Origin of the sequence: Lutimonas halocynthiae, assembly GCF_030409835.1 — a bacterium.
Taxonomy (GTDB): Bacteria; Bacteroidota; Bacteroidia; order Flavobacteriales; family Flavobacteriaceae; genus Lutimonas; species Lutimonas halocynthiae.
Window position 1 is genome coordinate 470,768 of record NZ_JAUFQO010000001.1, and the last position, 24,555, is coordinate 495,322.

At 35.6% G+C, this 24,555-nt stretch carries 22 protein-coding genes; 14 read left to right on the top strand and 8 right to left on the bottom strand.

Features of this window, described 5'->3' with window-relative positions; all coding sequences use genetic code 11:
* The 3 genes from QWY87_RS02110 to QWY87_RS02120 all read right to left on the bottom strand — a co-directional run bounded on the left by QWY87_RS02110 (position 1) and on the right by QWY87_RS02120 (position 5,622).
* Positions 1-2,031, bottom strand: a complete 2,031-nt coding sequence (locus QWY87_RS02110) for a protein-disulfide reductase DsbD family protein (protein WP_290287726.1) — start codon at positions 2,029-2,031, stop codon at positions 1-3.
* On the bottom strand, positions 2,028-3,362 hold the full coding sequence (tilS, locus tag QWY87_RS02115) for a tRNA lysidine(34) synthetase TilS (RefSeq protein WP_290287727.1): 1,335 nt from the start codon (positions 3,360-3,362) through the stop codon (positions 2,028-2,030). Before tilS ends, QWY87_RS02110 begins: the two co-directional genes overlap by 4 nt.
* A gap of 115 nt (positions 3,363-3,477) precedes the next feature.
* On the bottom strand, positions 3,478-5,622 hold the full coding sequence (locus tag QWY87_RS02120; protein ID WP_290287728.1) for a carboxy terminal-processing peptidase: 2,145 nt from the start codon (positions 5,620-5,622) through the stop codon (positions 3,478-3,480).
* Positions 5,623-5,860: 238 nt separating this feature from the next.
* Between QWY87_RS02120 and surE the strand changes: the two genes are divergently transcribed.
* From surE to lpxB, 3 genes are read left to right on the top strand one after another with little or no spacing between them, the layout of a single operon-like run.
* The gene (gene surE, locus QWY87_RS02125) at positions 5,861-6,631 is read left to right on the top strand and encodes a 5'/3'-nucleotidase SurE (protein WP_290287729.1); all 771 of its coding nucleotides are present in this window, start codon (positions 5,861-5,863) and stop codon (positions 6,629-6,631) included.
* The gene (locus QWY87_RS02130; protein ID WP_290287730.1) at positions 6,631-6,909 is read left to right on the top strand and encodes a hypothetical protein; all 279 of its coding nucleotides are present in this window, start codon (positions 6,631-6,633) and stop codon (positions 6,907-6,909) included. The genes surE and QWY87_RS02130 overlap by 1 nt, the downstream gene beginning before the upstream one ends.
* Before the next feature lie 31 nt (positions 6,910-6,940).
* Positions 6,941-8,050: a lipid-A-disaccharide synthase gene (gene lpxB, locus QWY87_RS02135; RefSeq protein ID WP_290287731.1), complete on the top strand. Its 1,110-nt coding sequence runs from the start codon at positions 6,941-6,943 to the stop codon at positions 8,048-8,050.
* Between the two features lie 38 nt (positions 8,051-8,088).
* Here the strand turns inward: lpxB and QWY87_RS02140 are convergent, their stop codons facing one another.
* Positions 8,089-8,982, bottom strand: coding sequence for a hypothetical protein (locus QWY87_RS02140; RefSeq protein WP_290287732.1), 894 nt, complete (start codon positions 8,980-8,982; stop codon positions 8,089-8,091).
* Positions 8,983-9,045: 63 nt separating this feature from the next.
* Entirely contained in the window at positions 9,046-10,383 is a 1,338-nt protein-coding gene (locus QWY87_RS02145) for an MATE family efflux transporter (RefSeq protein WP_290287733.1), read from the bottom strand.
* A 70-nt stretch (positions 10,384-10,453) separates the two neighbouring features.
* Here QWY87_RS02145 and QWY87_RS02150 point away from each other — a divergent pair, with 70 nt between their 5' ends.
* The 6 genes from QWY87_RS02150 to QWY87_RS02175 are packed head-to-tail and all read left to right on the top strand — an operon-like array spanning position 10,454 to position 17,421.
* A complete protein-coding gene (locus tag QWY87_RS02150; protein WP_353959153.1) occupies positions 10,454-12,478 on the top strand; it encodes a ComEC/Rec2 family competence protein in 2,025 nt (674 codons plus the stop codon).
* A gap of 52 nt (positions 12,479-12,530) precedes the next feature.
* Positions 12,531-13,538, top strand: a complete 1,008-nt coding sequence (locus QWY87_RS02155; protein ID WP_290287734.1) for a sugar phosphate nucleotidyltransferase — start codon at positions 12,531-12,533, stop codon at positions 13,536-13,538.
* 2 nt (positions 13,539-13,540) lie between these two features.
* Complete coding sequence (locus QWY87_RS02160; RefSeq protein ID WP_290287735.1) at positions 13,541-14,518, top strand: tetratricopeptide repeat protein; 978 nt, start codon at positions 13,541-13,543, stop codon at positions 14,516-14,518.
* 10 nt (positions 14,519-14,528) lie between these two features.
* Positions 14,529-15,296, top strand: a complete 768-nt coding sequence (gene lolB1 / locus QWY87_RS02165) for a lipoprotein insertase outer membrane protein LolB1 (RefSeq protein WP_290287736.1) — start codon at positions 14,529-14,531, stop codon at positions 15,294-15,296.
* On the top strand, positions 15,293-16,555 hold the full coding sequence (locus QWY87_RS02170) for a murein hydrolase activator EnvC family protein (RefSeq protein WP_290287737.1): 1,263 nt from the start codon (positions 15,293-15,295) through the stop codon (positions 16,553-16,555). Before lolB1 ends, QWY87_RS02170 begins: the two co-directional genes overlap by 4 nt.
* Positions 16,556-16,572: 17 nt before the next feature.
* Positions 16,573-17,421, top strand: coding sequence for a fructosamine kinase family protein (locus tag QWY87_RS02175; RefSeq protein ID WP_290287738.1), 849 nt, complete (start codon positions 16,573-16,575; stop codon positions 17,419-17,421).
* A 6-nt stretch (positions 17,422-17,427) separates the two neighbouring features.
* Here the strand turns inward: QWY87_RS02175 and QWY87_RS02180 are convergent, their stop codons facing one another.
* Entirely contained in the window at positions 17,428-17,937 is a 510-nt protein-coding gene (locus tag QWY87_RS02180; RefSeq protein ID WP_290287739.1) for an acyl-CoA thioesterase, read from the bottom strand.
* Positions 17,938-17,999: 62 nt separating this feature from the next.
* Positions 18,000-18,923 (bottom strand): HU domain-containing protein, encoded by a 924-nt coding sequence (locus tag QWY87_RS02185; RefSeq protein ID WP_290287740.1) that lies wholly within the window; start codon positions 18,921-18,923, stop codon positions 18,000-18,002.
* A gap of 116 nt (positions 18,924-19,039) precedes the next feature.
* On the opposite strand from QWY87_RS02185, the gene dprA reads away from it, so the two are divergent.
* Positions 19,040-20,143, top strand: coding sequence for a DNA-processing protein DprA (gene dprA / locus QWY87_RS02190; protein ID WP_290287741.1), 1,104 nt, complete (start codon positions 19,040-19,042; stop codon positions 20,141-20,143).
* 15 nt (positions 20,144-20,158) lie between these two features.
* Here the strand turns inward: dprA and QWY87_RS02195 are convergent, their stop codons facing one another.
* The gene (locus QWY87_RS02195) at positions 20,159-20,509 is read right to left on the bottom strand and encodes a hypothetical protein (RefSeq protein ID WP_290287742.1); all 351 of its coding nucleotides are present in this window, start codon (positions 20,507-20,509) and stop codon (positions 20,159-20,161) included.
* A 190-nt stretch (positions 20,510-20,699) separates the two neighbouring features.
* On the opposite strand from QWY87_RS02195, the gene kbl reads away from it, so the two are divergent.
* Genes kbl through radA form a run of 4 tightly spaced genes read left to right on the top strand, consistent with a single transcriptional unit; the run spans position 20,700 to position 24,547 of the window.
* A complete protein-coding gene (gene kbl, locus QWY87_RS02200) occupies positions 20,700-21,893 on the top strand; it encodes a glycine C-acetyltransferase (protein WP_290287743.1) in 1,194 nt (397 codons plus the stop codon).
* Between the two features lie 36 nt (positions 21,894-21,929).
* The gene (locus QWY87_RS02205; RefSeq protein ID WP_290287744.1) at positions 21,930-22,385 is read left to right on the top strand and encodes a 6-pyruvoyl trahydropterin synthase family protein; all 456 of its coding nucleotides are present in this window, start codon (positions 21,930-21,932) and stop codon (positions 22,383-22,385) included.
* Between the two features lie 31 nt (positions 22,386-22,416).
* Positions 22,417-23,166: a UDP-2,3-diacylglucosamine diphosphatase gene (locus QWY87_RS02210; RefSeq protein ID WP_290287745.1), complete on the top strand. Its 750-nt coding sequence runs from the start codon at positions 22,417-22,419 to the stop codon at positions 23,164-23,166.
* A 19-nt stretch (positions 23,167-23,185) separates the two neighbouring features.
* Entirely contained in the window at positions 23,186-24,547 is a 1,362-nt protein-coding gene (radA, locus tag QWY87_RS02215; protein WP_290287746.1) for a DNA repair protein RadA, read from the top strand.
* Positions 24,548-24,555 lie beyond the last annotated feature (8 nt).

Sequence of the window (24,555 nt, forward strand, 5' to 3'; positions counted from 1 at the left end):
CTATTCTTTAAAATTTCCAATTCCTTCTTGAAGCCAGGCCAAATAAGTATCAATATCAGGGTTGTAGGCTGAGTACGCATTGAGATTATTACCTTCAAGGTCAATCAATACATAATATGGCTGAGCATTTGCCTTGTATTTATTGATTTGAAATTCACTCCATTTCTTGCCAATAGTAGTTACTTTTTTCCCATTGATCGCAGAAGTATAATGCTCCTCTTCAGGCAAGGTTCTTTTATCATCTACATATAGGGAGATCAAAACAATATCATTTTTCAGTACCTGCAAAACGCGGGAATCAGACCAAACTCTTTCCTCCATTTTTCTACAATTAACACAGGCATGCCCGGTAAAATCGATCATGACGGGTTTATTGACTTTCTTAGCATAAGCCATTCCTTTGTCATAGTCATAAAATGAGATGATATCATGTGGGCCTAAATGCGCATCTTCCGGAATTTCAAGTGTGCTACCTGCTCCTCCATCACTTAGCTTGGTATAACCAACACCATACGATGATTCACTATAATGCATCGGTGGTGGAAATCCACTTATCAATTTTAATGGTGCTCCCCATAGTCCTGGAATCATATAAATTGTAAATGACATAACGATGAGCCCTAAACTTAACCGACCTACTGAAATAAATGGTAAGTCAGAATCATGTGGTAATTTAATCTTGCCAAATAAATAAAGTGCCAATGCTCCAAATATGGTGATCCAAATGGCTATAAAAACCTCTCTTTCAAGCCAGTGACCTTGCAAAACTAAATCTGCATTTGAAAGGAATTTGAAAGCAAGTGCCAATTCTAGGAAACCTAAGAAAACTTTTACTGTATTTAACCAACCTCCTGATTTGGGAAGCGAATTCATCCAGCCAGGAAAAGCGGCGAATAATGAAAAAGGAAGGGCAATAGCCAATGAGAAACCAAGCATACTGATGATGGGTGCCGTACCTCCTTGTGCTGCAGCTGCAACCAATGCCGTTCCTACTATAGGCCCGGTACAAGAAAATGAAACAATAGCTAATGCCAGTGCCATAAAGAAAATACCGATTAAACCTCCTCGGTCTGCCTGAGAATCTACTTTGGTACCCCAACTGCTTGGTAATGTGATTTCAAATGCTCCCAGAAAGGAAACTGCAAAAACCACGAGCAATAGAAAGAATAACAGATTGAACCATACATTAGTCGATAATGCATTTAAAGAATCTGCTCCGAAAAAGTAGGTTACAACTGTGCCTAGAAAGACATATAAAATAACAATGGAAGCTCCGTAAAGAATCGCATTCCGAATACCGATAGCCCTGGTTTTACTTTGTTTGGTAAAGAAACTTACCGTCATCGGGATCATTGGGAAAACACAAGGTGTTAGAAGTGCGGCAAAGCCAGCAAAGAAGCTTAAGATGAACAATGTCCATAAACTTTTCCTTTTTTCTTTTTTGGTTTCACCTACAATTTTCTCATGACTTATAGTTTTAGCTTGGTCTTCAGACTCATCGGCTATATTGCTTTGTTGAAGGAATGAGTTCTCAGTGCTCGTAAGCGCTTCATCGCTTAGGGGTTCTGCTCCAAGTCCTTCAACTTCGAAAGTCAAATCAACTTCTGTAGGTGGCAGGCAATTGGTATCATCACAAACCATAAATTCCAATACGCCGTTAATAGTCAGTTTTTCACTGCTTAATAACCTGATCTTCTGTTTAAAGACTGCCTGAGATTCGAAATATTTAATGTCCATATCAAAGACATTATCATATTCTTCATGCCCTTTCCCTTCTTGAACGCTCCCAATAAGCTGGTATTTACTATCGTCTACCGGTATTTTAATCGTGGTTGGAATAGGCCCTCCTTCAGGTACATCTTGGGAATATAAATGCCACCCTGCCTCAATACCCGCTGTGATCAAAAGATTAAACTCGGAGTCGTTTATTTTTTCAACGGAAGTGCTCCAGGTAACCGGATTATGAATCTGTGCGTTAGTTACTGATCCGATAAGGAATATGAAAATGAATAACTTTGAAATGAATTTCATGTTTGTACAGTTGCTTTTATAATATGTATAGTTTTATCGGTAATCTTATAGCGATCATCCATTCTCTTTCCAATCACCCAGATCACATCTGAACCTGAACAAAGTAACCAAATATTTTCCTTTTGTAAAAGGGAGTATTTTTCATCCTTGAAAAATTTACTCAGCTTTTTTTTGCCCTTCATTCCGATTGGGTAAAAGTAGTCGCCTTTTTCCCATTTTCTTACGTATAAGGGATATGTTAACAGATTTTTATCAAAATGTGCCGTATCCGTGCTATAATTTAGGCCTTCAAAGTTAGTAGAGGTTAGGTCTTCGAAGTGAATCGAAATATCGTTTAACTGAAATAACTTATCAGTTTCATCGACCTGATGAATAGTAGCAGCCATATTTTTGGTTTGCACCTGACTTAGCAAGAGTTGCTCTCGATGTTTTACCAAACGATGTGTTTTTGACAGCACCTGTTTTCCGGATTGTCCTGATAGAAGCGTAATAATATCTTCTATCTGTTGAAACCCATAAGGGTTGAAAATTTCATAAAGATAAGAAGGCTTATCAGAGAATTTCAAAAGCGCATTGATATTAAAAGTTATAATAGAATTGTCTTCATTTTTCTCGACTACACTTTTATGAATCTGCTTTATGCTGTCATTTACAATTTCTTTTGTGCCTTGCAGATTGTTGATTGTAGTATTAAAGGAATGTAAAAAAGAGGGGTTTATTTCTTTTAAAATGGGCACTAATTCATTTCGAATTTTGTTTCGGAGGTATTTATTATCCTCATTGCTGAGATCTTCACGCCATTTAATTTGTTGGTCTTTAGCATAAATGTGAATGTCATCCTTTGAGAAAGGCAACAAAGGCCTTCTGATATTTCTGGTCTTTTCTGGAATGCCCGTAAGACCCTCTAGCCCGGTTCCCCTGGATAAATTGATCATAAATGTCTCTACATTGTCATCAGCATGATGCGCTGTTAAGAGAAAATCATAGCCGCCCTCTTTTAAAACATCATCAAACCAGTTATATCGAAGTGCTCTGGCTGCCATTTGAATTGAAGTCTTTTCCTTTTGGGCATATGCTATGGTATCAAAGTTTATCAAATGTAAATGACTCTGGGTTTTTTTTGCTTCTGATTTTATGAAGGCTTCATCCTTATCAGATGCGTCTCCCCTTAAATTAAAATTACAATGGGCTAAAGACAGGTCATAGTCTAGTTTGATAAGCAAATCATATAAGACCATACTATCAATTCCTCCAGAAACAGCAAGTAGTAATTTTTTGCTTCTTAGCTCAGGGAAACTTTCCTGTAAGTGTATTTTAAAACGATTGAACAAAGACGCTTATTTGGTATTAGTTTGTCGCAAATTTAAAATATTTACGAAAAGAAATAAAAAAAGTCCTTAGCAAACATATAGAGTTCGATAAGGACTTTTAAAATGTTTTCAAAATCTAGTTTTTAACAACTAGATTTTTGTTGATTTCTAATTCTGAAAGTACAGTCAAGGCCTCTTCTACATAGATGTCTTTCTTTAAGCTATTATGCCAGATTTCTCTCTTTTTAGCTAGGATTGAATCTTGAGCCATTAATTGTACTTCGTAAGTAGGAGAGTCAAACTCTAGATTACTTTCATAAAGCGCAATGTCGCCAAAAGCTTTATTTTCTTCTTCTCTTTGCTCTATTTCCTTTTTAAATTTCTCATAGTTCAAATTAACTATCGTATTATCACGTCCATCTTTTAACCACCTCGCGTTTTCATCAATAATTATAAAATGAGGATTGTCACCAATTCTCTTTTTACTGTCATTAACTACTGCATGGAAATTTTCATAAACATCAAGAGGCGTATATTCAGCTGGTTCAATTTTGTCCCAACTTAGCGGATTTTTTTCGTCGCGCTCACCAATTTCAAAATAAGTGTATTTATCTGGCATAGCAATGTCACTAACAACCCCTTTCAATTGAGTTGAGCCACCATTGATACGATAGAATTTTTGAATCGTCATTTTTAATGCACCCAAATCTTTATCGTATTTAAAGTAATTGTTCAATGGAAGAACGTTTTGAACCGTTCCTTTTCCAAAGGATTGTTTACTCCCTATGATAACAGCTCTGTTATAGTCTTGCATAGCAGCAGCAAAAATTTCAGATGCAGAAGCACTTAATTCATTTACCAATACTACTAATGGGCCATCCCATTGGATTTTTTTATCCTTGTCAGATCTGATATTTGGTTTTTCACCGCGATACTTAACTTGAACAACAGGGCCGTCACTTATAAAGAGACCTGCAATTTCTATTGCAGTTTTTAAAGAACCACCTCCATTATTTCGAAGGTCAATTAACAGACCTTCAACGTTTTCTTCTTTTAGTCTTGCGATTTCCTGCTCCATGTCTGTAGCAGAATTTCTGAAGTTTCTTTCATTGAAATCAATATAAAACTTTGGAAGGTTAATCAAACCAAACTTACGGTTATCAACTTCTACCAAACTAGATTTTACAAAAGTCTCTTCTAATTCAACAATATCTCTAATAATTGATATCACCTCAACAGAACCGTCTATCTTCTTAACAGTCAGTTTAACTTCTGTTCCTTTTTTTCCTTTTATGAATTCAATAGCATCATCAAGTCTCATCCCAACAATGTCTACAGGTAATTCTTCACCTTGACCCACTTTTAAGATCAAATCTCCCACTTCTAAGTCTCCACCTCTCCAGGCAGGTCCTCCTGAAATCAGCTCCGCAACGCGCGTATAGTCGTCTCTTTTTTGTAAACGGGCTCCAATTCCTTCCAATTTTCCAGCCATACTAATATCAAAACGCTTTTTATCTTTCGGCGCGAAATAATTTGTATGCGGGTCAAATTGAATTGTCATTGTGTTGATAAAGATGGCAAACCAATCTGTATCATCCAGTTCAGACATTAAGGTATAAAGATCATCCAGACTTTTCAAAGCCGCTTCACGTGATTCTATTTCAAGGTCTTCAAAAGACTTTAGCGTTACAGCCTCCTCAGCTGGAACTTCTGTTTCTTCAGAACTTGATTCATCGGTATTGGCCATAGATTCCTGAAGTTGAATCTTTTCATGTAATCTTGATAAAGTACTTACTTTTAATTGCTTATGCCAATTTTTAATGAGTGCTGTTTGATTAAGGGAATATTCCTTTTTATCGTAGTCAACATCAAAATTATCTTCTTTATTGAAATCAAAAGGTTTTTGAAGAATCTCTCTATAATAATTTTGAGATTCAAGGACCCTTTGATCAAACCTTTCCATCACCACATTGTAAAATGTAAGATCTTCACTTTTGATCTGATCATCTATCAACGTTTTATATTTGGAAAATTCTTCTATATCACTTTGAACAAAAAAGCGTTTGTAAGGATCTAAAGCATCTATAAAATCAGTAAAGACTTTTTCAGAAAAATCATCATTAATCAAATGAGGTTCATAATGACCTTGCTTTAAGGCATAACGCACTAATCCAATTAATACTTTATCCTTTTCCGGATCTGGTTTATTCGTTATTTGAAATCCAAATAACATTCCGGCCACAATTATGATGGGTAAAATAATTTTATACTGTTTCTTCATAAAGAGGGAAATTTTATTCATTTACTCGCTGCATAGGGTTCTCATCTATCACACAATATACTAAAAAGCGCATTTTTCGTTACGCAATTAACGACAATTCTGACAAATGTCTGCAAATTTCATTAAAACAGAACACAATAGTAGCTAATAATTAGTGATTTGGCTCATAATTAAATGTTAAACATAAAACTGAGACGGTAACGCCAAAAGTTTTATTTTTGTTTTAAATTCTAATATTATGCAAAAACGGCCCTTGATTCTGGTGACAAATGACGATGGCATTACAGCACCTGGAATAAGAACTTTAATCTCCGTAATGAATGAAATTGGAGATGTAATTGTAATTGCTCCTGACAGTCCACAAAGCGGAATGGGTCATGCTATAACTTTGGATTCAACGATTTATTGTGATGCAGTAACCATAGATGATGGACCTCAATTGGAGTATCGTTGTTCGGGAACACCAGCTGATTGCGTTAAAATGGCGATTAGTGAGATTTTGAATAAAAAACCTGACCTCTGTGTATCCGGCATAAACCATGGTGCAAACAGCTCTATCAATGTAATTTATTCAGGCACGATGAGTGCCGCTATTGAAGCTGGTATAGAAGGTATACCGGCCATTGGATTTTCTCTTCTTGATTATTCCTGGAATGCTAATTTTGACAACCTCAGAGCTGAGGTAAAAAAAATAGCACTTAACGTCATTGAAAGAGGCCTTCCTGATGGCGTCGTATTAAATGTAAATTTTCCAAAAATTGACACTGAAGTATTTAAGGGAGTTAAGATATGCAGACAAGCAAGAGCTAATTGGGTTGAAGAATTTGATAAAAGGGTGAACCCTCAAGGGAAAGAGTACTATTGGTTAACGGGTAAGTTTGTTAACATGGATAATGGAGAGGATACTGATGTGTGGGCCCTGGAGAATGATTATATTGCGGTGGTGCCGGTTGGATTCGATCTAACGGCGCATCATTTTTTACCTGCTTTAAATAACTGGAAATTGTAATGAAAAAAGAAATATTAATTGGTTTCGCAATTGGGCTGGTCGCTACGGCTTTTGGGTTTTATATTTATGTAGAGTTTGTATCTACGTATAGTTTTGATGAAACATTAAAAATCCTTGACGAAGGAAACCTATATGGAAAAGTGCTTGGTTTAGCAGCTATTCCGAACCTATTTGTGTTTTTCATCTTTTTGAAAAAGAAACAGGATTTGCGTGCAAGAGGCGTTTTACTGGCTAGTTTTTTTGTCGCTTTTTTGATTTTAGTCAGTAAATTTTTATAGTCTAAAGGATAGAAATTAAAATTAGAAAATATTGAAATACTATATTATTTCAGGGGAGGCATCTGGTGACCTTCACGCTTCAAATCTGATGAAATCTTTAAAAGTTGAAGACAGTCATGCTGAATTCAGGTTTTGGGGAGGAGATTTGATGCAGGCGGTTGGCGGAACTTTGGTAAAGCATTATCGCGATCTTGCTTTTATGGGTTTTGCCGAAGTAGTGATGAACCTTAGAACAATATTGAGTAATATCAAATATTGTAAAAAAGACTTACTTGAATACGCCCCTGATGTATTGATATTAGTAGATTATCCGGGATTTAATTTAAGGATAGCAGAATTTGCTAAAAAGAATGGGATCACGGTTCATTATTACATTTCCCCACAGATTTGGGCCTGGAAAGAAAACAGGATCAGCAAAATTAAAAGAGATGTTGATCAAATGTATGTAATTCTTCCTTTTGAAAAGGAATTCTATGAAGGCAAACATAAATTTCCGGTACATTTTGTCGGCCATCCCTTATTGGACGCCATAGCAAATAGGAAGCCAATAAACCCTGCAAAATTTGCGAAAGATAATGGCTTAAATGACAAACCAATCATAGCGCTTTTACCTGGTAGTAGAAAGCAGGAAATAACTAAGATGTTATCCGTAATGCTCCAAATGGCGCCTAAATTTCCGGATCATCAGTTTGTAATTGCCGGGGCGCCTAGCCAAGAACTCTCTTTTTATATGACATTTTTGAAAGATGAGAATGTAGCCATCGTAGAGAATAAGACCTATGATCTGTTATCTGTTTCTTCTGCGGCATTAGTAACTTCAGGAACAGCAACCCTTGAGACGGCTCTTTTTAAAATTCCAGAAGTAGTGTGTTATAAAGGAAATGAAATTTCATACCAGATAGGCAAACGGCTGGTAAATGTAAAATACATTTCTCTTGTCAACCTTATTCTTGATAAAGAAGTGGTTACCGAATTGATTCAAGATGAATTCAATGAAACCAATCTTGAGAATGAATTGTTCAAAATTCTTGATCACAAGGAAAGAGAAATAATGTTTGACCATTATTACGAACTCGAACAAGTCTTAGGCGGCAAAGGAGCAAGTGCTAATACCGCAAAATTGATCATTAAATATTCTTAGAAAGAATAAAAAAGCAACCTTTATTTAAAAGCGTTCTTCTATTCACACAAGCCTTCGAATGCATCTTTAATGTCACCAGGTGTATTTCTGATTTTCATAAAAGTTCCCATGGTTAATTCGGGCCAGTGCAACGCGAGTCTATACCTTCCATGCAACATTGTTGCAGTATTACCTTGAAGGATTATCTCATAAGGTAAAGCAGCAAGATGGGTCTCTCCAATGATAGGAAGAAAATATTTTTCACCTTTTTCGTCATCCAAAAATCCAATACCAAATACAGCCACTTTTTCTTCTGGAAATGTAAGATTGTAAACCAATTCGGTTCCGCCTTTTTTTGATTTCAAATTTCTTTCTATTGTTTTTAGGCCTTCCTCAAAGCTACTGAACTCTTGTAATTCGACAGGATCTGTGAAATAGGGCATCATCATTTTATAATGGTATTCTCTCAAATCTTCAGCCGTCATGGCGCCTCCAAAACCAGTGTTTTTATCACCTAAAGGAGAAAGTGCTGCAGCGACGTCTGTTGCTATTTTTTCAAGTCCCTTGCTATGACTGTCATAGGAATTCATAAAATAGGCCTGGAAAAGATACTCCGGATTTAAATAGCTGATGGTGGTTCCAGGACCGTCGCTTTTGAGTCCTATTTTTAAGGCAGCCGCTAAAGCGCCTCTATCTTTTATTTTCAAAGCAATTTCTTTTAAATCTGCTCTGGTATACACAATTACTTTTAGTGTTTCGTTGTTTTCGACATGGTATTGCCCGATAATCTCGAATCCTGCTGCTCGCATCTTATCATTGATAGTTTTTTCAGTGTCTTCGAGTGAATTAGGACTTTCTCCAACGAGTATATATGGACTTATTTCTTGGGCTATGCCCGTTGTTGAAATGAAAAGGCTAATTAAAGTAAGCTGAAGGAAAAGTAATTTTTTCATGACTGTTTGCTTAAAATTTTTGATAAAATTAGTCAATGAAAACGTCTAAAAACCTAACTTATATCATGTTAGCGGTTTTGGTGAGAATCGCTTATTAAAAATGACTACGAGTATGCCACCACGCAGCAGCATCCACACAAAAAACGCGATCCATATGGCGTATAGTTTTAGATCAAAATGATCACCGAGAAGCAGGGCAGGTATAAATCCTAAAAAGGTTGATGCCAATAGCGTATTTCTAAGGATAACGGCTTCGGCTAATCCTTTAAAAATACCATCAAATACAAATGCTACAGCGTTGAACGGTTGCATGATGATGACAATCCAAAATATGCTATAAAACAAAGAAAGCACCTCAGTATCTTGGCTAAAGAGTAATCCGATATCTTTATACCAGATGAAGCACATACTCCCGAGAAAAATTGAGACTACAAATGTGTAAACATTAAGTTGACGGCTTAGCTTCCAGATTTGCGAATAATTTTTTTGACCCAAAAATTTGCCTGACATAATACTTCCTACACTCGCATAACCATCTATAAAAAAAGCAAAAAACAGCCATATTTGGAAGGCTATGGTTTGGGCAGCAATAAAGTTTGCTCCATATTTCGTTGCATAGGCATTTGCTAAATACAAGGCAAGATTAAGGGATAGAGCCCTTACAATTAAATTTAAACTTAAGGATAGCAATCGTTTGATCTCAGGATGAAAAGGGAAATTTAATTTTAAGGAAAAAGGGGTTTTGGTAAGCAAAAGAATGAGCGCCATTATTGTCATCACTCCTTGTGCAATAACACTGGCCCATGCAGCTCCTTCAACTTGAAGTGCGGGAATGTAATCTTCAATGCCAAAAACCAAAATAAAATCGAGTACGATATTTAAAGATGCTCCTATAATGCTTATGATCATGGGCCAAAACGTATTTTGAAGGCCTCTGAAAACACCGAATACTGAAAAAACAAAAAGCGTAAAAGGAAGACCGATCGCCCTAATTTTGTAATAGGAGACTGATTGTTCAAGGATCAAACCACTGGCATTGTACAATTCAAATATATTTTGAATAAAAAAAACGGTTAATCCATAAATTACAAAACTAAGCGCAACATTAATTGCAATTATCTGAGCTGGAAGTTGTTGAATGTCTTTTAAATTATCAGCGCCATAATATTGTGCTATGATAGCTGAAATAGCCGATCTTGTCTGGGCCAGTATCCAAACGATGGCAGAGATAAACGAACCGGCAATTCCTACTGCAGCTAAAGCTTGTGTTGGATTAAGATCAATATATCCTACGATCGCAGTATCAGTAATCGACAACAGGGGCTCAGCAATTCCTGAGATGATAGCAGGAATTGCCAGTTTGTTGATTTGGCGAAAGGAAATTTTAGGTATTTTATTCAATGAATAAATGTTTACATAAACGAAAATAAAACAATTAAATCGGAAACGAGTTTGTCTTGATCGATTTAAAATTTCTTCCCTTACATTTTTCTTTTTTTCTAATAATTGGCATAGCCATTGGTTTTTTTTTGACTTTTCATTTGTCTTTATTTCTGTAGTTATAATTTTATTATTTTCTGCCTTGATTATTGCCTATTTAACGGAAAATAAATCATTCAATCCCCCATATTTATTTGTGATTCTTTCATTTTTGTTAATGACTTTTTTGGGAATCACAATCAGCACAAGGTCAAAACCTCATCATATCAGGGCTCATTTTTCAAATCATTATGTACAGGGTTCATTATTAGAAGTTAAAATTCTTGAAAAGTTAAAAAACAATGATTTTTACATGAGTTATTTGGGAGAAATTATTGGAGTCAATCGGTTGAGGTCAGAGGGTAAAATAATGATAAGAGTCGCTAATAAAGATTCATTGAAACCATTGCAATTAGATGAGGTACTAGTCACTGCTCAAAAGCTGTTAAGGTTTAAAGAGCCCTTGAATCCAGGAGAATTTAATTTTAAAGAATACGCCAGAAGGAAAGGGCTATTTTATCAATTAACTTTAGATAATGGGGAGTTTTTCGTGGCCAAAGATGAACAAATGGGTATTCGATCGAAGGCCTTGATGCTAAGAGAGCAGATGCTAAGATCATTAGTCAAACAAGACTTTTCTCCTGAAGAGTTTATGATTATCGAAGCCTTATTATTAGGGAGAAAGAATGATCTCGCTAAAGAAATAACTGAAAAGTATAAGAATGCCGGTGCTATGCATATCCTGGCCATATCTGGTTTACATATTGGTATTTTGTTGATGATATTAAATATAATTCTGAAGCCTATTGAAAAAATCAAGCATGGTAAAAAAGCCAAACTCTTTTTACTGCTGCTGTTTTTATGGTTTTTTGCTTTGTTATCCGGACTGTCGCCTTCAGTGGTTCGATCTGTTTTAATGTTCAGCATTTTATCTATAGGAATTGTTACAGGACGATCGTCAAATCTTAATCATTACTTATTTGTATCGCTGTTTTTAACTTTATTAATTGAGCCTCTTTTTATTTTTGATCTTGGGTTTCAGTTGAGCTATGTTGCCCTTATTTCTATTATTGGGATTGGTCCAATTATCAAAAACCTATGGACGCCAAAACATAAATTACTGCGTTATTTTTGGGCGCTTTTTGTAGTTTCTTTAGCTGCTCAGCTTGGAATTTTGCCTTTAAGCCTGTATTATTTTCACCACTTTTCAGGTGCATTCATGCTGTCTAGCTTGATTGTTATTCCAATACTAGGCCTTGTTTTGGGAGGGGGATATATGATGATATTTTTAGATCAAATCAATTACTTACCAAAAATGTATGTAGGAATTTACAGTTACTTGATTGAATCAATGAATAGGGTTATTGACTTAATCGGAAATATAGAAATCTTAATATATAGCGGTATTTACTTTAATCTTTTTCTGGTTATACTTTGCTATATCCTCATCTATTATATAGTCAAATTCATTAAACTTCGATCAATTGAGCAGCTTATTAAACTGTGCTTTTGTTGTATGGTTATTTTTTCTTTTTTGTTATTTGAGTACAAGATGGGTCAATCAAAATCAAATTTTATGGTGTTCAATAAATATAAGGAAAGCCTGTTTTTTAAGAGATCAGGGAATGATCTTACTATTTATGCAAGCCCTGAGAATGGAACGGTGCATTTTGAGAAGAAGATAGAAGATTACAGTACGCAACATTTGAATTTGACCTTGAATCATGCAGAGGGGATAAAGCATTTTTATAAGTTTCAAAATAAACACATCATGGTGATTGATCATGAATCGATAAAAACAGATTTTGGATTTGAACCAGATATTCTTGTATTGATTAAATCGCCAAAAATAAATTTGAATCGATTGTTAATGAAGATACATCCTTCAGTAATCATAGCTGATGGTTCAAATTACCAAACCTATAAGTCACTTTGGAAGAAATCGGCAAAAGCAGCAGGTGTAATATTTCATGATACCTCTAAAGACGGGGCATTCATCCTTTCTGAAGAGTCTTAGTCCTCTACAATTTTATGTATATTTGGGCGTTTAAGAGAAAAAGTAGTTTTACATGAAAATTATTGTCCCTATGGCAGGTATTGGTTCTAGACTAAGACCGCATACGCTGACTATTCCAAAACCATTGACACTGATTGCCGGAAAACCTATTGTCCAACGATTGGTTGAAGACATCGTAAAAGTTGTTGATCAAAAAGTTGAGGAGATCTCTTTTATAATAGGTCCATCCTTCCCAAAGGATACAGAAGAAAAACTTATGGCAATAGCCGAAGGTCTTGGAGCCAAAGGGAAAGTATCTGAGCAAGAACAGGCGCTTGGTACTGCTCATGCAATTCAATGTGCTAAAGAATCTTTAGAAGGACCTTGTGTTGTTGCATTTGCAGACACTTTGTTCAAAGCAGATTTTACACTTGATGGAGAAACAGACGGGGCAATTTGGGTTAAGCAAGTTGATGAGCCTAGCGCATATGGTGTAGTGAAACTTCAGGATGGAATTATTACCGACTTTGTAGAAAAACCGGATGAATTTATTTCTGATTTGGCCATTATTGGAATCTATTATTTTAAAAGCGGAGAAATTCTTAGAGAAGAAATACAGTATTTAATTGACAATAATATTTTAGATAAAGGAGAATTTCAGTTAACCAATGCGCTTGAAAATATGAAGCAAAAAGGTTTAAAGTTTGTTCCCGGACAAGTTAGTGAATGGATGGATTGTGGAAACAAAGAAATCGCCTTAGACACAAATAGTAAAGTCTTGAAATTTTCAAAGGAGGCAGGAGAAGAATTAGTTTCTAAAAATGTAATGCTAGAAAATTCTGAGATTATTGAGCCTTGTTATATTGGCACTAATGTCGTATTGAAGAATAGTACTATAGGGCCAAATGTTTCTTTAGGCGATGATAGTGTCGTAGAAAATTCTCATATTGTCGATTCACTAATCCAAACCAATACAACTATAAAAAACGCTAATTTAAAAGAAGCAATGATTGGTAATAATGCCTACTTTGATGGAGAGTTCAAGTCAATTAGTATAGGTGATTATTCAGTTTTGAAATAAGGATGAAGAATGTCAGTCGACATATAATTATATTAACAGGAGCTTTGTTATGCTCCTTTTTTGCTGTTAGCCAGGAGGACGTTGCTTCAAGTGAAGAAATGCTTGTTGAGCAACAGAACATCAATTTTCAAACTTTCTTTTTTGAATCGCTACAACAAAAGTCAATAGGGAATTATGACAAAGCGGTTTATGCACTTGAGGCATGTAACAATATTGAAAAGGAAAACATTGCCGTTTTATATGAGCTTTCAAAGAATTATGCCTTATTATTCAAATACACTGAAGCAGAATACTATATTTTAAAAGGTCTGGAAAAGGATCCTAAGAATTTATATATGCTGAGACATCTTAAGGACATAAAGACCAAGCAAAATGATTATATGGGCGCCATTAAGATTCAAAATAGAATCATCAATATAAAACCTGAGGAAGAAGCTGATCTGGTTATATTATATATTAAAGCTGGCGAAATTGAGAGTGCAACAAACCTTTTGAAAGAACTGGATGAAAAGCATAAATTACCAGAAGGGCTTAAGTCGTTAAAGGAATCACTTGTTCAGGATGTTAACGGGCCTACAGATCAGGCACCTGAACCAATTCTGGAAGAAATACCAAAGCGAAAAGTTGATGTTCTCAAAGAGGAGTACAATTTGAATAAGGATTATACAACATTAAAGTTGCTTCTTGAGAGACAACTGAAGACCAAACAGTATTTAGACCTTCTTAAAGACAGTGAAGAGGGCTTGTCTTTATTTCCGTCGCAGCCTTTTTTATATTTAATGAATGGGAAAGCCCTAAACAGTTTAAGAAAGTATAATGAGGCAAAACAAACCTTAGAAGAAGGTTTAGACTATATTATTGACGATGATAGCTTGAAAGCTGATATATTTGAAGAAATAAGTTTAAGTCATAAGGCCCTTGGGGATAACAAGAGTGCTTCTGAATATTATAAACGAGCCATAGAACTGAGAGGCAAATAAAATAAAAAGTGTGAATAGAATTTTTACTTTATTGATTATTGTTTTGTTTTTAGCTTCCTGTAAGGCTGGTAAAGTTTCTGATAAAAGTATTGCTTATTTACCCGCAAAGACTATTGTAAAGAATAATAGGGAAGCAGCGTTTAACAAGGAATCAGTGAAGGCTTCAATGACCATTAAATATAAAGGTAAGGAAGAATTACCTAATATTAATGCTTCTCTAAGAATGGTAAAAGATTCGATTATTTGGTTCAATTTTTCCAAACTCGGATTTCCAGTTGCAAAACTAAAAATCACACCTCAAGAAGTAAAATTTTATGAAAAAATAGGGAAAACATCCTTTAATGGAGACTTTAAACTTATTAGCAAATGGCTGGGTACAGAGTTTGATTTTGTAAAGATTCAAAATCTCTTTTTAGGAGAAGCAATTCTAAGTTTAGAAGACGAAAAATACCAGGTTAGCGTAAAGGATAGTAAATATGAATTGCTTTCAAAGAAAAGAAATCCTATTTTTGATATTAAATATTGGATAGACCCTCTTGATTTTAAAGTTGTAAAGGAAGAGATAAGCCATGTTGAAAAGAATCAAAATTTAACAATTTTATACAAGGATTTTCATAAAATTAGTGAATCTTTGTTCCCGAAAGGGTTTATGATCAGCGCAGTGTCAGATGACATGACCACGATCATAGATGTAAATTACAAAAACGTGCAATTTAATGTCCCTTTGAAATTCCCCTTTGAAATACCTGCGGGTTATAGAAATATAGAACTTGAATGATCTCACTTCGGGCCAACATAGAGGAATACAAACTTCCTGCATATTCTTTGATCGATTTTCGGTCGTTAATACTTATACTCTTATTTCTTATATTTTTGCCATTTTCTGCCGTTTCTCAGAGCAGACAAGAACTAGAAAAACAACGTGTTAAACTGCAAAATGAAATAAAGGAGATCAATACACTTTTATTTCAATCCCAGAAAAAAGAAAAAACTTTATTATCTGATCTCTCTGATATCGTTCAGCGAATCGGTGTGAGAACAAAATTGATCAATACAATTAATGAGGAAACGAACCAGTTGAATATTGAGATCAAGGAGAATGAAAGACAGGTAAGATTGCTAGAAGAAAGGCTTGAAATCCTAAAAAAGGATTATGCCAATATGGTGGTGCAGTCATACAAGAGTAAAACCAAGAATAGCCGCTTAATGTTTTTGCTTTCTTCAGAGAGTTTTTTACAAGCCTACAAACGACTTGACTATCTAAAACAATATGCTTCTTACAGAGCCAGGCAAGGAGAAGAGATCAAGATAGAAACGGTTAAGCTTGAAAATTTAACTGATTATTTGGTTGAAACACGAAATGAAAAAGAAGAATTGATTGCCATAAACCTAAAGGAAAAAGACAGTATCAGTGAAGAAAAGAAGTCACGAGAGGGATTGGTAAAATCAGTTAAGAATAAAGAAAAAAAATATATTGCTCAAATAAATAAGAAGCAAAAAGAGGAAAGAGAAATTGATGCTAAAGTTCAAAAACTGATTGCTGAAGCTATCGCAAAATCCAATAAGGAATCTAATGTTAAAAGTTCTGGTTTTGCTTTAACACCAGAAGCGGTTGCGCTTGAAAGAGACTTTATTTCGAATAAAGGAAAACTTCCGTCTCCTGTTGAAAGGGGTGTAATTGTAAGGCGTTATGGTAAACAATCACATCCTACCTTAAAAGGGATAACAATTGAAAGTAACGGTATATTTTATGCCACCGAAAAAGATGCTAACGCGCGTGTAATCTTTGATGGAAAAGTCTTGGCCATTCAGGTACTCCCTGGGAAAAAGAAGGCCATACTGGTTCAGCACGGGAATTATATCTCCGTATATAAGAATTTAGATAACGTGACAGTTCAAAAAGGAGATTTGGTATCTACCAAGCAGCAATTGGGAAAAATCCATACAGATAAATCTACAGGGAAAACGATTTTAGCTTTTGTACTGTTCAAAGAGATTCATAGGCAAAACCCAGAAGAATGGGTTTATAAAAATTAGAACCATAGCAGCTGATCATGATTGTTAAAAGAATCATTGAACAAAGACTATCCACAACTATTTTTTCTATTTCAAGACTTTCTGGTGGAGACATTAACAGCGTTTATTTTTTAAAAACTGCTAAAGGAAATTTTGTTGTAAAACTCAATGACAAAGAGAGATACCCAAACATGCTCAAGAAGGAAGCAAAAGGTCTTGAATTACTTCGAAAAGGAGGCATAAGCACGCCAACTGTTGTCGATCAATTTGATGAAGGTGATAGTCAGTTAATCATTCTAGATCATATTGAATCAGAGACGCCTACTAAGAAGTTTTGGCTTCGATTTGCCGATGATTTATCAAAGCTTCACCAAAATGGCAATCCATATTTTGGACTCGATCATCATAATTACATTGGCTCTTTACATCAAGATAACGATGCGAAGCCTTCCTGGGAGAAATTCTTTGTTGAGAAGAGGCTTGTGCCCTTGATCAAAATGGGCTTTGACAAAGCATTATTAGCTAAAGGTCATTTGGCAAAGTTTGAAGACCTCTTTAAGATGCTAACAGATTTGATACCGGCTGAAAAGCCAAGTCTATTGCACGGAGACCTTTGGTCAGGAAATTTACTCTGTGGTCAAGGACAAGTACCCGTGTTCATTGATCCTGCTGTGTATTATGGGCATAGAGAGGTTGATATCGCCATGACTAAAATGTTTGGCGGTTTTGATCCTGTATTTCTTTCTCATTACCACGAGATCTATCCTTTAGAAAAGGGGTGGGAAAAACGCATAGAAATTCACAACCTCTATCCTAATCTGGTTCACCTTAACCTATTTGGAAAGTCTTATTTGAGTGGAATTGAAAGCGTATTAAACAAAATATAAATGAGCCTAGAAAAAGAGTGCTTTAAGTTCAGTAGCGTCTTGCGGGTCCATTTTTTTAGAAAGGACCAGACTTAGTTGTTTTCTTCTGAGAGCTCCTTCATACCTTTCTTTTTCTAATTCAGTCTGAGGAATAATTACAGGTACTTTTACAGGTGTACCTGTTCTGTCAACAGCCACAAACGTATAAATACCTTCATTTACCTTTGTTTTTTCGCCTGTTTCTCTATCCTCCATCCAAACATCCACAAAGATCTCCATTGATGTATTAAAAGACCTGGAGACTTTAGCTTCGATTGTAAGAACACTTCCTACAGGAACGGCTTTCGAAAAAACAACATGGTTAACAGATGCGGTCACTGTAATTCGATTGCAATGCCTTCTGGCTGCAATACTTGACGCTCTGTCCATTCTGGCCAAAAGTTCGCCACCAAATAAATTATCTAAAGGATTGGTTTCTCCGGGTAATACAAGATCTGTCATTACAGTTAGAGAATCGTTTGGGGTCTTGCTTTGCATGATAAACGTGGGTGAACTAAATTAGTAAAATGAGTTTATTTAAATAAGAGATTGAAGAAAAATCAAAAATCCTGAATCAGTAACCAAGAATCTTTAGCTACATTTTTTCTGATTTCAGATAAATTTTCAAGAGCATCATCTCTGTCTGAGAAACTACCATAAGAAACAACGGTAAGATTCCATTTGTTAACTCCAAGGATTCGGGCTTCATATCCCTCTTGAAGCAATTGATTAACCTTGCGATTGGCGTTATCTGGAAATCTAAATGCTCCAGCAATAACATGAAAACTTTTCTTAGCGCTAGTTGACACTTCAAGATTTAAAGTTGGAAGCGGCTTTGCAATCATAAAGGTTGCATTTTCAATTTTGTCTTCCATCAAATCCTGTTGCTTTTGTGCTTCGACCAATTGATTTTCCTGGATATAGTTTTGGTAATATTTTCCGGCAAAACCTATGGCAGACAGACCAATGACGAATACTGCGGCATATTTAAGATAATTAGGCGCTTTTTTCTCTCTTAAAGGAATCACTTTTGGAGCAATGACTTCCTTATCCACTTTAACTGCAGATTCTCTTTCAATTTCACTTCGAACAACATTAGACAAGCCAAATGATGAAGTCAGATAATTGATTTTTTCCTGTGGTTCAAAATGAAGTTTTGAATTAAATAAATTGAAAGCTCCTAATCCATTCAAAGTAAGCTCCTGATTTTTCACTTTTTCATTCCAGGCATCGATCTCGAATTGAATATAGTTCAAGGCACATTCGTAAGAAATATTATCAACTGATGCGATATAATTAGCCAAAAGCCCATCATTGTTGGTTAGATGACTATTGAATGTAATCTGTTTATAGGGAGGATGCAGCGTGTTATTCGAAGCATCAATTCTAGCCGATTTTGTATTGGTTACGAAACCTCCAAACTTAGGAACGATAACACATTCATATCGATATAGAAGATCACTGATGTAATTCGCTAGATTCAAGGATTAAGGGAGTTTAGTTTTACTTAAACAAATCTAAAAAAAAACATTCAAGGTTGACATTACTTATTCCATTTTTATTAACAAAAGCATGCACAATTGAAAACCAATCTCTTAACATGAAAAAAGATGACATTTTATATTATTTAGCCCTTCAATCAGTAGAAGGAATCGGGCCTGTTAATGCCCGAAAACTCATAGAACATTGCGGCGGAGCAAGACAAGTTTTGGAAGAGAGCCAGAAAAAAATTGGAAGGATTAGGGGTATTGGTCCAAAGATTTTAAGACGATTAAATGACCCAACGATCTTCAAAACAGCTGAAAAAGAACTTCGCTTTATCGAAAAACACAAAATAACCGCTTTAAGTATTGACGAACAGATGTATCCGTCTAAACTTAAGCATTGTCAGGATGCGCCTTTGGTATTGTTTCAAAAGGGCAATTTCGATATCCGAAAAAAAAGAATCATCAGTATTGTAGGAACCAGAATGATGACCCAATACGGTAAACAGTTTTTGAATGAATTTATACAAGATCTTGTCAAACACGATCCGATTATTATAAGTGGCCTAGCCTATGGAATAGACAGCTGTGCACATCATGAATCCATACAGAACAATTTGACCACTGTAGGGGTTTTGGCACATAGTCTTGATCAGGTTTATCCAAAAGCGCACTACAGATTAGCCGAGAAGATGTTAGAAAATGGAGGGTTATATTCCGAGTTTTGGTCAGGAACGGCTCCTGAAAAAGTCAATTTTGTGAAGCGAAACAGGATTATAGCTGGTATCTCTGAGGCGACCATTGTTGTAGAATCTGCCAACAAAGGAGGGTCATTGATTACTGCGGAAATTGCTGCATCCTATAATCGGGACGTTTTTGCTGTGCCGGGGCGCGTAAAGGATAAATTCAGTACGGGCTGTAATATGCTTATCAAGAGTAATAAGGCAGCGATGATCAGCTCTGTGAAAGACCTTGAATACGTTTTAGGATGGAATGCCATTGAAATAAAATCAAAACCGATTCAAAAGTCACTCTTTGTCAAATTAGAAAAGAATGAGAAAATGCTTTACGATCATTTAATCAAATCGAAAAAAATACTACTGGATGAATTGTCTTTAGAGATTGGCCTTAGTATTCAATCAACTTTGATGCTATTACTTCAATTGGAGTTAAAAGGTCTTGTGAAATGCCATCCTGGAAAATGGTATGAGGCAATTTGAAAGTATGTTTTGTGGCTACGAATTTGCGTTTTCAAAATAAAGAACAATGGCCTCTTTCATTAGCACCGATTGCTCGCCTCCCTTCAAAGTAGGTAGCTCATCAATGACATCATAATGTGGCCAGCCATCTTCATCAAAATAATTAAATTCGTAATAGCCAAAAGGTTCAAGCAATTTGCAAATGGCAATATGCATAATATTCAGTTTTTCGTCTTTACTGAATTTCTGATAGCCTTTTCCTAACTCCTGAATACCAATAAGGTATACAATTGAATCAAGATCCATTTTTTCACCGCCGCCAAATTTTTCTGAAATACTATTTTGGATCTCTTCCCACTGCATTTTCACTTTTTCATCCCTGGCCATAAGTATATTTTAGAAACCAAAAATACTAATTACGAAATACAAATACCCCATAATTTCATACTTTTGCCAGAGTGCATTAAACTGAATAACTTGTTATTCACAAAAGGGCGATTCATAGAAGCGGTATCAGGTAAGATATTGTTGAGTTTCTCAAATCCGTTAAGCAAAATTCTTTAAACCAATCATTGCCATGTATAATAAAATGAAAGATCATCTAGTCAAAGAATTAAAATCTATCGAAGATGCAGGTTTGTATAAAAAAGAACGAATCATTACTAGCGCTCAAGATGCAGTGATTAAAATCTCTACAGGAGAGGAGGTCATAAATTTCTGTGCCAATAACTATTTGGGACTATCAAATAATGCTGAGGTCATACAAGCTGCAAAAGACACAATGGATCTTCATGGCTATGGGATGTCTTCAGTTAGGTTTATCTGTGGAACACAAGACATTCACAAGCAATTGGAGAAAAGGGTTGCAAACTTTTATAAAACAGAAGACACTATTTTATATGCAGCTGCATTTGATGCTAATGGAGGTGTTTTTGAGCCCTTATTACAAAAAGAGGATGCCATCATTTCGGATTCTTTAAACCACGCATCGATAATTGATGGCGTGAGACTCTGTAAAGCAGCAAGATATCGCTATGCCAATAACAATATGGAAGATCTTGAAAAACAACTGATCGAAGCGAATAAACAAGAACATCGTTTTAAGATTATTGTTACAGATGGTGTATTTTCAATGGATGGAATTGTAGCCCAGCTTGATAAGATATGTGATCTTGCAGACAAGTATGATGCCCTTGTTATGGTGGATGAATGCCATGCAACCGGATTTATCGGTAAAACCGGACGAGGCACCGTCGAACTCAAAAATGTGATGGGAAGGGTTGATATTGTAACCGGAACATTTGGGAAAGCTCTTGGAGGTGCTATGGGTGGATATACAACAGGCCCTAAAGAAATAATTGAGATTTTAAGACAGAGATCCAGGCCTTATCTATTTTCTAATTCGCTGGCACCAGCTATTGTTGGAGCTTCTTTGAAAGTGTTTGACCTCATTGAGAACGACACGAGTTTAAGGGATAAACTTGAAGAAAACACGAACTATTTTAGAACGAACATGGAAGCAGCAGGATTTGACCTTGTGGGAGCAGATGCAGCTATTGTTCCGGTGATGTTATATGATGCTAAATTATCCCAGGATATGGCTAATGCTTTGCTAGAAGAGGGTATTTATGTGATTGGATTCTTTTTTCCTGTTGTCCCAAGAGACAAAGCGAGAATCAGAGTTCAATTAAGTGCGGCCCATACCAAAGCCCATTTAGATAAAGCCATTGCTGCTTTTATAAAAGTAGGAAAGGCATTAAAAGTAATTTAATAAAGAGATCAAAAAGATTATCATAATAGAGAAAGCATGAATAAAATAAGAATTACCAAACATTTTGATTTTGAATCAGCTCATGCCTTGTATGGTTATGATGGAAAATGTAAAAACATTCACGGTCATAGTTATCATTTGCACGTCACGGTTATCGGTGAACCGATAACCGATTCAGAAAATCCGAAAAATGGAATGGTCATGGATTTTGGCGACCTTAAGGTTATTGTAAAAAAAGAAATCGTTACTAAGTTTGATCATGCTGTGGTTTTGAATGAGAATTCACCTCATAAAGAATTGGCCAATACGATTAATGATTATTCGCATAAAGTTGTCTTAGTTCCTTACCAACCTACAAGTGAGAATATGTTGTTGGATTTTTCGGAACGCATTCAAAGACAATTACCTCAAAATGTTTTGTTACATTCGTTAAAATTATATGAAACGGCGAATTCATACGCAGAATGGTTTGCTGATGATCAAATCCAATAAGCGCTTAAAGTATTGAAAAAGAAGGCAAGGAATGAGTGACAAACAAAAAATATATTTTGCTTCTGACCAACATTTCGGTATTCCGGATTTTGAAAGCAGCAAGTTGAGGGAGAAGAAGTTTATGTCTTGGCTGGATGAGATAAAATCAGATGCCAAGGCGATTTTTTTACTTGGTGACTTGTTCGACTTTTGGTTTGAGTATAAAACAGTTGTCCCTAAGGGTTTTGTGAGGGTCTTAGGAAAGATAGCAGAACTAAGAGACAGTGGGATCCCTATTTATTTTTTTGTTGGAAATCATGACCTTTGGATGATAGATTACTTTGAAACTGAATTAGGTATTCCGGTTTTCCATCGCCCCAAAGAATATGAGTTTGAAGGAAAGACATTCCTAATTGGTCATGGAGATGGATTAGGGCCTGGTGACAAAGGATATAAAAGAATGAAGAAAGTGTTTTCGCATCCACTTTCAAAATGGTTTTACAGATGGCTGCATCCTGATATAGGAGTCAAATTGGCTCAATATTTATCGACTAAGAATAAACTGATTTCAGGGGATGAGGATATTAAATTTTTAGGCGAAGACAATGAGTGGTTAGCCCAATATGCCAAGAGAAAATTAGAACAGAAACACTATGATTATTTCCTGTTTGGTCATAGACATATGCCTATGGAAATCAAGGTAGGTGAAAACAGTACTTATATCAATACAGGAGATTGGATTTCGCATTTCACTTATGCCGTTTTTGACGGGAAAGAACTTGCTTTGAAAACATATCAATAAATACTTTTTATAACGTTTTATGGCCAAAACCAAAACAACTTTTTTTTGTCAAAATTGTGGAGCACAGTTCCCTAAATGGATAGGAAAATGCAATTCATGTAATGAATGGAACACCATAGTTGAAGAAGTAATTCAAAAGGAAGAAGCTAAATCCTGGAAGAGTCCTAATACAGAAAGAAAAGTGACAAAAGCCTTGAAATTAAAGGAAATAACTGCTGTAAATGAGGAGCGAATAGGCACTTTTAACAATGAATTAAATCGAGTGTTAGGAGGAGGTTTGGTCAAAGGATCTGTGGTTTTGTTAGGAGGTGAGCCAGGAATTGGTAAATCGACCTTATTACTTCAGATTGCCTTGAGAATGAAGAATAAAGTGCTCTATGTTTCTGGTGAGGAAAGTATGACCCAGATTAAGCTTAGGGCTGATCGCTTGAAGAATTCTAATGAGAATTGTTTAATCCTTACCGAGACAAAAACCCAGCACATTTTTAATGTTGCACAAGAAACAGCTCCCGATGTTATCGTTATTGATTCCATTCAAACCCTGCACACAGAATATATTGAGGCATCACCTGGCAGTATTTCTCAGATTAGAGAAACTGCCTCAGAACTAATTAAGTATGCAAAAGAGACCGATACACCTGTTGTGTTAATTGGTCATATCACCAAAGAAGGAAATATTGCCGGGCCAAAGATTCTGGAGCATATGGTAGACGTGGTTTTGCAATTTGAAGGAGATAGAAATCATACCTACAGAATACTAAGAGCGCAAAAGAACAGATTTGGATCAACAGCTGAACTGGGGATTTATGAAATGCAGCATACAGGATTAAGAGAAGTAGATAACCCTTCTGAAATTTTGATTTCAGAGAAAGATTCAGACCTTACAGGGACGGCAATTTCAGCAACCCTTGAAGGGATGAGACCGTTGATGATTGAGGTACAATCTCTTGTCAGCACTGCTGTTTATGGTACGCCACAAAGATCATGTACTGGATATAATATTAAAAGGCTCAACATGCTTTTAGCAGTCTTAGAGAAAAGAGCAGGATTCAAATTAGGAGCCAAAGATGTCTTTTTGAATATTGCGGGAGGATTAAGAGTGGAAGATCCTGCGATTGATCTGGCTGTAGTATCTGCCGTACTTTCTTCGAATAGTGAAATTTCAATACCCCAAAATATCTGCTTTGCTGCAGAGGTAGGCCTTGCTGGTGAAATAAGGGCTATTTCAAGGGTTGAGCAAAGAATTCAAGAGGCTGAAAAACTAGGTTTTGAGAAGATTATACTGTCTAAATTCAGCAAAATCGCGAAAAAGAATTATAAGATCGAAATTATTAAAGTAAGCAAGATAGAAGAGGTGATAAAAGTACTATTTCAGGTATAAAAACTATT